The sequence below is a fragment of the Rhodococcus sp. PAMC28707 genome (genome assembly GCF_004795915.1).
Classification (GTDB): Bacteria; Actinomycetota; Actinomycetes; order Mycobacteriales; family Mycobacteriaceae; genus Rhodococcoides.
This window is the reverse complement of sequence record NZ_CP039253.1, coordinates 4,456,030-4,468,453: the sequence shown is the minus strand read 5'-3', so window position 1 is coordinate 4,468,453 and position 12,424 is coordinate 4,456,030. Positions and strand designations below refer to the sequence as shown.

8 protein-coding genes are annotated in these 12,424 nt (G+C 62.0%); 5 read left to right on the top strand and 3 right to left on the bottom strand.

All coding sequences use genetic code 11. The features are described from left to right. The first annotated feature begins 142 nt into the window (after window positions 1-142). The 3 genes from E5720_RS20370 (at window position 143) to E5720_RS20360 (ending at window position 4,622) form a co-directional block, all read left to right on the top strand. The gene (locus tag E5720_RS20370) at window positions 143-832 is read left to right on the top strand and encodes an MBL fold metallo-hydrolase (protein ID WP_136172134.1); all 690 of its coding nucleotides are present in this window, start codon (window positions 143-145) and stop codon (window positions 830-832) included. A 135-nt stretch (window positions 833-967) separates the two neighbouring features. After that, entirely contained in the window at window positions 968-2,173 is a 1,206-nt protein-coding gene (locus tag E5720_RS20365) for a DoxX family protein (RefSeq protein ID WP_136172133.1), read from the top strand. Window positions 2,174-2,387: 214 nt separating this feature from the next. Then, complete coding sequence (locus E5720_RS20360; RefSeq protein ID WP_210730089.1) at window positions 2,388-4,622, top strand: ATP-binding domain-containing protein; 2,235 nt, start codon at window positions 2,388-2,390, stop codon at window positions 4,620-4,622. Window positions 4,623-4,727: 105 nt separating this feature from the next. On the opposite strand, the gene E5720_RS20355 is transcribed toward E5720_RS20360, so the two are convergent. Further along, window positions 4,728-5,180, bottom strand: coding sequence for a universal stress protein (locus E5720_RS20355; RefSeq protein WP_136172131.1), 453 nt, complete (start codon window positions 5,178-5,180; stop codon window positions 4,728-4,730). 186 nt (window positions 5,181-5,366) lie between these two features. Here E5720_RS20355 and E5720_RS20350 point away from each other — a divergent pair, with 186 nt between their 5' ends. Continuing rightward, a complete protein-coding gene (locus E5720_RS20350; RefSeq protein ID WP_136172130.1) occupies window positions 5,367-8,285 on the top strand; it encodes an alpha/beta fold hydrolase in 2,919 nt (972 codons plus the stop codon). Continuing rightward, on the top strand, window positions 8,282-9,139 hold the full coding sequence (locus tag E5720_RS20345; RefSeq protein ID WP_136172129.1) for an ABC transporter permease subunit: 858 nt from the start codon (window positions 8,282-8,284) through the stop codon (window positions 9,137-9,139). Before E5720_RS20350 ends, E5720_RS20345 begins: the two co-directional genes overlap by 4 nt. A 13-nt stretch (window positions 9,140-9,152) precedes the next feature. On the opposite strand, the gene E5720_RS20340 is transcribed toward E5720_RS20345, so the two are convergent. Both E5720_RS20340 and uvrB read right to left on the bottom strand, forming a co-directional pair. Then, window positions 9,153-10,016: a hypothetical protein gene (locus E5720_RS20340; RefSeq protein WP_136172128.1), complete on the bottom strand. Its 864-nt coding sequence runs from the start codon at window positions 10,014-10,016 to the stop codon at window positions 9,153-9,155. Window positions 10,017-10,157: 141 nt separating this feature from the next. Further along, entirely contained in the window at window positions 10,158-12,320 is a 2,163-nt protein-coding gene (gene uvrB / locus E5720_RS20335) for an excinuclease ABC subunit UvrB (RefSeq protein WP_136172127.1), read from the bottom strand. Window positions 12,321-12,424 lie beyond the last annotated feature (104 nt).

The following is a 12,424-nucleotide window of genomic DNA, read 5'->3' as shown; positions in this document are numbered from 1 at the left end:
AACAGTCGAACCGTCGCTCCATGGATGCATGCGTCAGGGCGAACCTCACGCAGTAGCAATGCTAGGCCGACCCTCTGACACGTTCTTCCGACTCGGAGGGCCGAACAGGGTTTGCAGTCGCGCCGACGGTAGCGTCCACCAGATGGACGAGCACCTTATGGCCATCGACGACGACTACACCGGCGCAGTCTCCCCAGGATCAGCGCCTGCGCGACGCACGATCTCGAACGGGACGATCACCAAGATGTCCGTCGGCCCCATGGACAACAACGCATATCTCATCGTTTGTTCCACCACCGGGGAATCGATGCTGATCGATGCAGCGAACGAAGCACCACGCCTGGCGCAGTTGATCGACGAGAACGCGCCAAGACTTTCACTCATCGTCACTACGCACCAACACGGTGATCACTGGCAGGCATTGGAAGACATCGCAGCAGGCACCGCCTCGCCGACTGCTGCACACAGTTTGGACGCCGAACCACTACCGGTGACACCGGACCGCCTGTTGAAAGACGGAGACAGCATCGACGTGGGTGAACTCACGTTCGATGTCATCCATCTGCGTGGGCATACGCCTGGGTCGATCGCATTGGCTCACACCGACGCCAAGGACGGCGTCGTTCACCTCTTCACCGGTGACTCGCTCTTTCCAGGCGGTGTCGGAAAGACGTCGGGGCCCGAGAACTTCGTCCAACTTCTAGACGACGTGAGCACGAAGCTGTTCGACCGGTTCGGTGACGATGCCATCGTCTACCCGGGCCACGGCAAGGACACGACGCTCGGTGCCGAACGCCCTCACCTCGGCGAATGGCGAGAACGCGGATGGTGAAACACCGTCACGCTTGAAACCTACGAAGCCTGGGTATGACTACGCTGGAACAACGTGGTCGGTATGGGGGCATACTCCTGTGCTGCGCCGCGTAGAAAATCTTCGTTCATGCACGAACTACGCAGGAGGCTGTCAATGCTTGTCCGCCGTATCGCCCGACCGCTGATGTCGACCATCTTCATCGCGGGGGGCATCGACGCGCTCCGGAACCCAACAGGCAGGGCGCAAGCCGCCACACCGCTGATCGAACAGGGCCAGGACGCGTTGCCGGACAGCGTCACTTCGAACCTCCCCAGCGATCCCGAGACCCTGGTCCGGATCAACGGAGCGATTCAGGTCGGCGGCGGTCTGTTGCTTGCCACCGGTAAGGCACCGCGGATCGCCTCACTCGCACTGGCGGGCACATTGATTCCGACGACATACGTCGGCCACGCCTTCTGGAACGAGACCGATCCCGCTGCCAAAGCTGCGCAGCGCACTCAGTTCTTCAAGAACGTCAGCCTGCTGGGCGGCCTGCTCATCGCTGCGGTCGACACAGAGGGCAAGCCATCCTTGGCGTGGCGGGGTCGCCGTGCCGCACGTAAGGCGTCCGAATCCGTTCAGTCCGCGCTGCCCGGCTCCCATGACACCGCAGACCGACTCGGTAGCGCTTCCGACCGAGTGAAAGAGTTGGCTTCGGTCGCTGCGACGCGTGGCTCGCACTTCGCCGACGCCGCACAGCCCGTCGTATCCAAGTGGGCCGACGTCGCTACGGAAAAGGGCTCGGAACTCGCCGACGCCGCACAGCCCGTCGTATCCAAGTGGGCCGACGTCGCAGCGGAAAAGGGCTCGGAACTCGCCGACGCCGCACAGCCGGTTCTCGCACGCTGGGCGCACAAGGCTGAAGACCGTGGCTCCGAGCTCGCAAAGGTAGCGCAGAAGCGCGGCTCCAAGCTCGCCGACAAGACAGCGGACCGTAGCGCCGAGCTCGCAAAGGTCGCACAGAAGCGCGGCTCCAAGCTCGCCGACAAGACAGCCGACCGGGGATCAAAGCTCGCCGATACGGCAGCCGAGCGCGGTGCCGTTTTGGCCGAGCTTGCCCAGGATCGTGGCACCAAGTGGGCCAATCTTGCCACTGAGCGGGCATCGGAGTTTGCCGAAATAGCGCAGGACCGCGGCAGCAAGTGGGCTGAAGTCGCCGCCGATCGGACCGAAACACTCAGCAAGCGCGCCCGCAAGCGCGCAGCACAGCAGAGCCGGGAGCTCGACAAGGCGACCGAGAAGGCTCAGGCCAAACTCGAGAAGAAGGTCGAGCAGGCTAGAAAAGAGCTGGACAAGCGCGTTCAGAAGTACTCCAAGTAGCCAATTCGACAGGCTGATCGAAAAGGGCCCCGTCCTGAACTGCGGTTCTGCGGCGGGGTTCTTTTTTGTCGTAGACTGCTTGGGCGAATTTCGATTCACCGAAATTTCGCCGCCGAACTCCCGAGGAGACCCTTTGCCGGACGACGGCCCCACAATCGCCGACGAGTCAGAAGACACCCTGTCCGACCAGGATCGTGAGCAGTCGTACGTCACGATGCTCTACAACCAGTTGGATGCGCTCCGTCGTTACGCAAGCACGCGGCTCAGTGCAGTACTCCTCGCAACCGGCGGCACTCCGCAGGCTCGCAGCGAGCGCGAATCGTTCAGTCAGATGTACAACGACGACATTGCAAAGTACGACGCCGCCGAAAACGGACTGTGCTTCGGCCGCATCGACCTCGCGCCACAATCGGAGGAGGACGGTGTCCGCTACATCGGTCGGGTGGGCATCCTGGACGAGGCGAACGACTACGAATCACTTCTGCTCGACTGGCGCGCACCGATGGCCCGTCCGTTCTATCTTGCGACGCCCGCTGCGCCCGAGAACGTAGTTCGCCGCAGACACATCCGCACCCGCAGCCGCCGCGTCACCTCGATCGCCGACGAGTACCTCGATCTGGAGGCGGCCCAGCACGCGCGACGTGATGCAACGGCGACCGGAGTTGCGGGTGAGAGTGCACTGTTGGCTGCACTCGAAGCGGCACGAACCGGGCACATGAACGACATCGTCGAGACCATCCAGAGCGAACAGGACGCGATCATTCGGTCGGAGCACCGCAGTGTGCTCGTCGTCCAGGGCGGCCCAGGAACCGGCAAGACAGCCGTAGCCCTCCACCGTGCCGCCTATCTGCTCTACACCTATCGACAGCAGTTGGCGAAGAGTGGCGTTCTCATCATCGGTCCGAATGCCACCTTCCTCGACTACATCGGCCAGGTTTTGCCCTCACTCGGCGAAACCGGTGTGTTGTTGTCGACGATCGGGAATCTGTATCCGGGCGCCCGGGCGACGGTAGAGGATTCGATCACCGCGGCCGAGGTCAAGGGCTCGACATCGATGGTCGCTGTTCTGACCAAGGCAGTGCGCGATCGCCAAGAGATTCCAGCGCAGCCGACGCGCTTGCGCTTCGACACCTATGACATCGTCCTCGACAAGAAAATCGTCTCGCGGGCACGCGGACGCGCACGGTCCTCGCGACGACCACACAACTTGGCGCGTCCACTGTTCGTCTCCTCGGTGATCGATGGACTTGCACAGCAGCTCGCAGCAACTCTCGGTGAGAACCTCGTCGACGGTGGAAGTCTGCTCAGCCGCGATGACATTGCCGATATGCGAGACGAAATGCGCGAAGACGCCGACGTGATGGCAGCAATCGATGCACTGTGGCCGGACCTGTCGCCGCAGCAAGTTCTGCTGGAGCTGTTCGCATCCCCGGAGAGAATCGAGTCCGCTACCCCGAACCTGTCGCCGGCCGAACGGAACTCCCTGCTTCGCGTGGGACGCGGTTTCAGTGCAGGAGATGCACCTCTGCTCGACGAGTTGGCCGAGTTGCTGGGGATCGACGATGCAGCCGAACGCGAACGGGCAAATCGGCAGTGGCGCAGTCAGATTGCCGATGCTCAAGGTGCGTTGGATATTCTGACAGGGTCGGCGCCTCAGGATCTGGAAGACGAACTGGACCCTGAGATCCTGATGGCTTACGACTTGATCGACGCCAGCCAACTGGCCGCCAGACAGGACTCCGGTGCGCGACTGACCACAGCTGAGCGAGCTGCGGGCGATCGCACCTGGACCTACGGCCATATCATCGTCGACGAAGCTCAGGAACTATCCGACATGGCGTGGCGGATGGTGATGCGTCGCATCCCCAATCGCTGGATGACGTTGGTGGGCGACGTCGCCCAAACCGGAGATCCAGCAGGCACCACATCGTGGGGCGAGGTGTTGGAACCGTATGTCGCGAAGCGGTGGAAGCGCACGGAGTTGACTGTGAACTACCGGACGCCGTCGGAGATCATGGTCGTTGCGCGGGATGTGTTGACTGCCATCGACCCAATTCAGTCGGTTCCCAGGTCGATCCGCGAATCGGGCAATCTGCCGTGGGCACAGCAGGTCACGAGCGCCGATCTCGTAGAGGTTGTCGCCGAGCGTGTTTCCGAGCACCCGCGACCCGGTCTCACCGCCGTATTGGCGCCGCACGGGCTTCTCGCAGACTTGTCACATCTGACATCGGAGTTCGTGACCGTCTCGACAGTAAGAGATGCCAAGGGACTCGAATTCGATTCGGTGCTCATCGTCGAACCTGCAGACATCCTCGCGGAGTCTCCACGAGGCATGGGCGACCTGTACGTTGCGCTGACTCGCGCGACGCAACGCCTGGGCGTCGTTCATGCCCAGACGTTGCCGAGCGAACTGTCGGGATTGGCCTCGTTCGCCGTATCGTCCCACTGAAACGATCGCGAGACAGCCGGAAACGACCGATGACGGCCGACCCATTCTGGGTCGACCGCCATCGAGGTAGTCGAAAAGCGAGGTAGTAGAACAGCGAGAAACTGCTCAGCGAACCGTGTGAACGATAAGCACGTCGCACGTGGACTTGCGTGCAGCGTCGGACGGAACAGATCCGAGTAGACGGCCCGTCAAAGAGTTGAGCCCGCGATTACCGACGACCAGAAGGTCTGCTTCGACATCACCTACCAATTCCAGTAGCGATTCGACGGGGGCCCCGACGATCGCTCGCTCGTCGATCTTCTTGGCGCCGAATTTGATCGCGTGCTCGCGAGCGGTCCGAAGAATGTCATGGGTGGGTGCAGAGCCGGTGATCTGGTAGGCATCTTCGCGAAGGGCATCGGCTGCCTTGGCGTTGTCCTTCGGATCCGACGGGTAGTAGGCGCACGCGATCACGAGTGTCGCGTCGGCGTCACCCGCCAGCGCGGCGGCTTTCTCCACAGCCCGCAAAGACGATTCGGAGCCATCGGTTCCGACGACGACGGTGCGGTAGGCACTCATTCATTCCTCCAGTTGTAGGTTGTGTCACACAAATTCGTGACGCTTTCGTCCGCTGTTTCATGAATCCCTACAAGGCTCGACATGCCGGGCCTCGAAGATCGTTGCGATGACACTATCGGTAACCGTCAGTCGTCACGCGTAGATCGCCGACAACACGATCTCGCGGTCTCACCTACATTGGCTTGTATGCGCATCCCCCGGCCGAGACGGTCTGCGAAGACCTCCACCATTGCGATCCTTTTGGTGATAGCGGTTGCAGGTGTCTCGGTCTATTTCGTCACCCGCCCCCTCAGCGCAGAAAATGAACCGACCACCCTCGACACCACGGTGACGCTACCGGAGAGTCCGGGCAGTGCCGAGACCGTGGCACTCGACACGCGCCTCTATGTACCTCGGACCACGCCGGCGCCTGCAGTCCTTCTCGCCCATGGATTCGGCGGCGACAAGTTCTCGGTGGACGCACAAGCACGAGCCCTCGCCGACGACGGGTTCACGGTGTTGACCTACAGCGCCCGGGGTTTCGGACTGAGCACCGGCTCGATATCGATCAATGACCCAGATCGGGAGGTCGCGGACGGCCGCGGCCTGGTGGACTGGCTCGCGAGTCGACCCGAAGTGCAACTCGACGGTCCCGGCGATCCCCGCGTCGGTGTGGCCGGCGGCTCCTACGGCGGCGCACTGGCGTTGAGCCTTGCCGGAACCGACAAGCGGATCGACGCAGTCGCGTCGGCCATCACCTGGAACGATTTGGGGCAAGCACTGTTCCCCAATTACAGCGTCACGAACGAGGCCGACCGCGCTCGACTGGATGCATTGAAAACTCCTGCGGCTACGGTCTACGGCGGACAGGGAGTACTCAAACGCGGATGGGCAGGAGTCTTCTTCGGAGCTGGAGCAGCCTCGCGTCCTGGAGGCAATGAGCCCGGCGCAGCAGCCGGATGCGGACGGTTCGCATCCGAGTTCTGTTCGGCCTACGCGCAATCGGCGGTGACCGGTGAGCCCTCCCCGGAATTGTCGGCGCTACTGACGGCGCACTCCCCCGCGGCCGTCGCGTCGAACATCAAGGCACCGACGCTCCTGGTGCAGGGTATGCAGGACACCCTGTTCGGGCTGGATCAGTCCGACACCACGGCGAGGCAGATCTCCGACGCCGGTGGTGATGTCCAGGTTCGCTGGTTCAACGGCGGTCACGACGACGGTGGAACAAGCGGCGACGCCGAGAACACGATGAAGGATTTCCTTCGTAAACAACTGATGTCGGATACAACCGTCGATGTTGCAGCTCAGCCGCGTCCGTTCGTCTACTCACTGCAGACCCCTGCCATCGAACAGAATCGAACTCGCGGGCGCAGAATGACCGCGCCGGAATACCCCGGGCTCTCCGGTTCCGACGCCGCTGGCGCACCGAGCGCAACCACAGAAGTACCCGTCGAGCTGCGCCCCTCGGGTCCCACCTCGTCCATGTCGGAGCAATCGGGAGCCCCGAACGAGCAAACCATCATCAGACCGCCGGGGGCATCCCCATCGGCGATCTCTTCCGTTCCGGGCCTCGGCTCGGTATTGGCCACGTTGAGCGCCACATCAGCTGGTTCGCAGTTGTCCGCGGATCTCCCCGGCCAAGCTGCCACCTTTGCAGGCGATCCCCTGACCGCACCGCTGACCATCACGGGCGCATCCCGCATCGACCTACGTATCGGAGCATTCGCGCAACCACAGCAGGCCGTCCTGTTCGTCAAGCTGTACGACGTCGGCCCCGACGGCAAGCGCACCCTTCCCGGCGGTGCGGTCGCCCCGGTGCGCCTACCGGACACCGTCGATTCGGGTCCCGTTCCGGTGTCGGTCGTTCTGCCCGGCATCAGTTATGTAGTCCCCGAGGGACATCACGTCGAAGTGTCGGTATCCACTACCGATCAGGCATACGCAGTTCCGCTCGAGCCCGCGCAGTTCGTAGTTGCACTGGATGATTCGGCGCTGAGAGTGCCGACAGTTGCGGGGGTAGCGAGCAGCACGAGTACCGTTCCACTCGGCCCGATCGTCGGCATCGGCGTCATCGTCGCCGCACTGGGTGCATTGATCGCAGTCAACGTCATCCGATCACGCAGACGCTTGATCGCCGAGGTGGACGAGGATCTCATCGATACCCCACTGGTGATCACCGATTTGGCCAAGACGTACTCGAATGGATTCAAGGCCGTCGACAACGTCAGTTTCGAAGTCCGCCAGGGGCAGGTGCTCGGCCTACTCGGCCCGAACGGCGCAGGCAAGACAACCACACTGCGGATGCTCATGGGTCTGATCACCCCGACGAGCGGTGACATCCGGGTCTTCGGGCACAAGGTCTCGCCCGGAGCCCCCGTCTTGTCGAGGCTGGGGTCGTTCGTCGAGGGTTCGGGATTTCTTCCCCACCTCAGTGGCACCGAGAACCTGCGCCTCTATTGGCAGGCCACCGGCCGTCCCCTCGAAGACGCACACCTCGAAGAAGCGTTGGAGATCGCCGATCTCGGCACTGCGGTCGAGCGGAAGGTCAAGTCGTACAGCCAAGGGATGCGCCAACGCTTGGCGATTGCCCAGGCAATGCTGGGGCTACCGGATCTGATGGTCCTCGACGAACCCACCAACGGTCTCGATCCACCACAGATCCGCACCATGCGCGAGGTGCTGATCAACTACGCCAAGACCGGACGAACCGTTTTGGTCTCGAGTCACCTGCTGGCCGAGGTGGAGCAGACCTGTACGCACGTCGTAGTGATGAACCGTGGGTCGGTCATCAGCTCGGGCACTGTCCGGGAGCTGACTGCAGCGGGCGGAATGACCGAAGTACGAGTCGACGACGCGGAGAAGGCATCGGCAGTGCTGAGCGGTCTCGGGTGTTCGCCGACCGTCGTCGACGAGTCGGTCGTTCGTGTGGACATCGGAAGCGTCGATCCGGCGATCGTGATCAGGGCACTCTTCGACGCCGGCCTCGAAGTGCGTGGGCTCTCCCAGTCCACGAGGCTCGAAGATGTCTTCCTCGATCTGGTGCATCGCGACACCGAGCACCTCACACAGCTAGCCGAAATCGACGCTGAAGCCAGTGGCACCGTATCGACGAAAGAACACGAATGAGTACGACGCATACAGACGGGCGGGCATCCGGCTACCACGCGGGCCAGACCCTTCCGTTCCGCACCGAGCTGCGTCGACAGTTCGGTCGGCGCCGCACACAGTTGGCTATCGGATTCCTTGCACTGTTGCCGGTGATCCTGGCGATCGCCTTCGCCGTCGGAAGTTCCTCGGACGATTCCGACACCGGTGGCCTGATAGAGCTCGGGACCCGCGGCGGTGTCAACTTCACCGTGTTCGCACTGTTCATGTCGGTCGGGTTTCTGCTCATCGTCGTCGTCTCGTTGTTCTTCGGCGACTCCGTGGCGAGCGAAGCGTCCTGGTCATCGCTGCGATATCTGCTCGCCATTCCGGTGCCGCGCACCAGGCTTCTCGTGCAGAAAGCTCTGGTGTCGGCGACGTTGTCCATCGCCGCCGTAGTCGTTCTGGTTCTCGTATCGCTGATTCTGGGCACCGCGCTCTACGGCGCAGAACCACTCGTCACCCCATTCGGTGACGGACTGCGCTACGCCGACGCACTCGGTCGACTTGCCATCGCAGTGGCGTATATCGGAGTCAACCTGTTGTGGGTGGCAGGCCTGGCGATGCTTCTTTCGGTTCTGACCGATGCGCCACTAGGCGCGGTCGGCGGAGCAGTGATGACGTCGATCTTGCTGCAGATACTGGACCAGATCACCGCGCTCGGTTCGCTTCGCAACTACCTGCCCGGGCACTACGCAAATTCGTGGACCGACGCGCTGCAACCGACGATCAGCTGGAACGACATGTTCGTCGGATCGTTCTCCGCGCTTGCCTACGCGGCCGTCTTCGGCGTGATCGCCTGGCGGGTGTTCGCCACCAAGGACATCACCAGCTGACCTGAACGACGCGCTATTTTTTGACGGCAGGCCCGAAGATGCCGTCCGGGAACACCTTCTGAGCGAGAAGTGCGTCGCGCCATGGCGACGCGAGCTCGACCAGACGCGCGGCGCCGTCTTCACCCAACGAAGCCCACGGAGCGAGCGCCAGATCGTCCGTGATGTCCTCGACAAGGGTGCGAATGTCCTGCCCGTGCTCGGTCAACGCACCGTCCGCGTCGAGGATTTCACGATCGGCAAGTGCCCCCACGGCCTCGTCCCACTGCTCGACCGACCAGCCACGACGCTTACGCGCGAACTCCTTTTCGAAGCCGTACCCGGTTGCGGTGTGGGTGATCAAGGCTTCGATACCGTTCAATTCGGCGGTCTGCAGGGCGGCGATATGTCCATCCCCGCGGTGCTCGCGAAGAAGCGTCAGAGCATGCCACAGAACGAGGTGCGGTGACGTCGGCCATTCGAGTTCGGCGTACGCGGAATACAGCGGTCGTCCATCGTCACCGGGAATTCCGCGAGCAGCTATCGAAGCAAGTTCGGCAACTTCGCTCATCTCGTGCGAAGAAATAACGTCAGCACCCAGAAGCCTCGTGAAGGCGGCGTCCAACGCGCGGTAGCGGATCTCCATGATCTTTTCCGGGGCACATATCGACCACGCAGCAGGAATCAACGGTGCAATCAGCTCACGGTTGAAATTGTAGAAAGTAGCTGTCACAACTCCAGCCCCCACCGCGCCCAATGGCGCAGCACGCCCAGCGAAATAGCAGGCACGCCCGGCTAGGCCCGCTTCCACCAGCCCGTTCTGAGTCTCTGGGACGAAGTACGCCACCGAATGAAGAAGTTCGAGTGCGCGGGCACTCCGGCCGGCAGTGGATGCGTCCATGTCGTAAACCGTAGCGAACGTCCGGACACCGCGTTGCGGCGCGTAACTACGGCGTGGTCGCGGCGCGTAACTACGGCGTGGCCGCGGCGCGTTACTACGGCGTGGTCGCGGCGCGTTGGCTACTGTATGACCGCATCCGCGTTACTTCAGACCCGCCGCGTCCATCCCGCGGAGTTCCTTCTTCAGGTCCTGGATTTCATCCCGTAGCCTGCCTGCAAGCTCGAACTGCAACTCGCGAGCTGCATTCATCATCTGGTCGGTGAGGTTCTTCACCAGGGCTGCCAGCTCGGCCCGCGGCATCGACTTGACGTCCTGCCCCTCGTATACGCCTGAACTGACGGCTCGCCCCTTCTCGCCTTGTGCACGACGACCCCGACTCGAATTACGCCCGGAACCACCGACTTCCACCGATTCGTCGGTGTCGTCGGCCTCCTCGTACACCTGATCGAGGATGTCCGCGATCTTCTTTCGAAGTGGTTGCGGATCGACGCCCTTTTCCTTGTTGTATGCCACCTGCTTCTCGCGCCGACGATCGGTTTCCTCGATGGCGTACTTCATCGAATCCGTCATCTTGTCCGCGTACATGTGAACCTCGCCGGACACATTACGAGCTGCGCGGCCAATTGTCTGGATCAAGCTGGTGCCGCTACGGAGGAAGCCTTCCTTGTCCGCGTCGAGAATCGAAACGAGTGACACCTCCGGCAGATCGAGCCCCTCACGTAGGAGGTTGATACCGACCAGAACGTCGTACTCCCCGAGCCGCAGTTGGCGTAGCAACTCCACTCTTCGCAGAGTGTCGATGTCGGAGTGAAGGTATCGGACTCTGATGCCGAGCTCGAGCAAATAGTCGGTGAGGTCCTCGGACATCTTCTTCGTCAGTGTGGTGACCAAGATGCGCTCGTTCTTCTCTGCACGGATACGAATCTCGTGAACGAGATCGTCGATCTGCCCCTTGGTCGGCTTGACGACCACCGCTGGATCGATGAGTCCGGTGGGACGAATGACCTGTTCGACGAATTCTCCACCGGTCTGCCCCAGTTCGTACTTGCCCGGCGTCGCCGACAGGTACACGGTTTGCCCGATTCGCTGGGTGAATTCTTCCCATGTCAATGGCCGGTTGTCCGTCGCCGACGGTAACCGGAAACCGAATTCGACCAGGTTGCGTTTGCGGGACATATCGCCCTCGTACATCGCGCCGATCTGAGGGACGGTCACATGGGACTCGTCGATTACCATGAGGAAATCCTCGGGAAAGTAGTCGATCAGCGTCGCGGGCGCTGTGCCTGGGCCTCTTCCGTCGATGTGCCGCGAATAGTTCTCGATACCGGAGCAGAAACCAACCTGTTTGATCATCTCCAGGTCGTACTGAGTGCGCATGCGCAGTCGCTGAGCTTCGAGCAGCTTGCCCTTGCCCTCCAGCTCGGCGAGCCGATCCTCGAGTTCCGCCTCGATGTTCTTGACTGCCTTCTCCATACGCTCCGGGCCTGCAACGTAGTGCGTGGCAGGGAAGATCCGGACGGAGTCCACCTGACGGACGACGTCACCGGTCAGAGGGTGCAGGTAATACAGCGCCTCGATCTCGTCTCCGAAGAACTCGATCCGAATCGCCAGCTCTTCGTACGAGGGAATGATCTCGACGGTGTCGCCTCGAACCCGGAACGAACCACGAGTGAAGGCCATGTCGTTGCGGGTGTACTGCACATCCACCAGAAGCCTCAACAGGGCATCGCGGGGAACCTCGACACCTACCTGCAGCTCGATGGACCGATCTACGTAGGACTGCGGTGTGCCCAAACCGTAGATACAGGAAACCGACGCGACAACCACTACGTCGCGCCGTGAGAGCAAGCTGGCCGTGGCAGAGTGCCGTAACCGCTCGACGTCGTCGTTCACCGAGGAATCCTTCTCGATGTAGGTGTCTGTCTGAGCGATGTACGCCTCGGGTTGGTAGTAGTCGTAGTACGACACGAAATACTCGACCGAGTTGTTGGGAAGCATGTCTCGTAGCTCGTTGGCGAGCTGTGCGGCCAAGGTCTTGTTCGGGGCCATCACCAACGTGGGGCGTTGCAGCTTCTCGATGAGCCAAGCCGTCGTTGCGGACTTACCGGTACCGGTGGCACCGAGCAACACGATGTCCTTCTCGTCGGCCCTGATCCGGCGCTCGAGCTCGGCAATGGCGGCCGGCTGATCTCCGGCCGGCTCGTACTCACTGACGACCTCGAATGCGGGCCCCGTGCGTTCGATGTCTCCGACGGGGCGGAAGTCCGAGTGAGCCACCACGGGATGTTCGGATGCAAAGGCCATGCTTTACAGGTTAGACGCGACTACTGACACGTTCGAGGCGATGCGGCGTTCGACCGCGCAGATTGAAACCGAACAGGTAACTTGGTCAGTCATGGACGGACACG

Excerpts from the sequence above, each read along its gene's own strand:
- E5720_RS20370 (WP_136172134.1), top strand. The coding sequence starts at position 143 with ATGGACGAGCACCTTATGGCCATCGACGACGACTACACCGGCGCAGTC.
- E5720_RS20365 (WP_136172133.1), top strand. The coding sequence starts at position 968 with ATGCTTGTCCGCCGTATCGCCCGACCGCTGATGTCGACCATCTTCATC.
- E5720_RS20360 (WP_210730089.1), top strand. The coding sequence starts at position 2,388 with ATGCTCTACAACCAGTTGGATGCGCTCCGTCGTTACGCAAGCACGCGG.
- E5720_RS20355 (WP_136172131.1), bottom strand. The coding sequence starts at position 5,180 with ATGAGTGCCTACCGCACCGTCGTCGTCGGAACCGATGGCTCCGAATCG.
- E5720_RS20350 (WP_136172130.1), top strand. The coding sequence starts at position 5,367 with ATGCGCATCCCCCGGCCGAGACGGTCTGCGAAGACCTCCACCATTGCG.
- E5720_RS20345 (WP_136172129.1), top strand. The coding sequence starts at position 8,282 with ATGAGTACGACGCATACAGACGGGCGGGCATCCGGCTACCACGCGGGC.
- E5720_RS20340 (WP_136172128.1), bottom strand. The coding sequence starts at position 10,016 with ATGGACGCATCCACTGCCGGCCGGAGTGCCCGCGCACTCGAACTTCTT.
- uvrB (WP_136172127.1), bottom strand. The coding sequence starts at position 12,320 with ATGGCCTTTGCATCCGAACATCCCGTGGTGGCTCACTCGGACTTCCGC.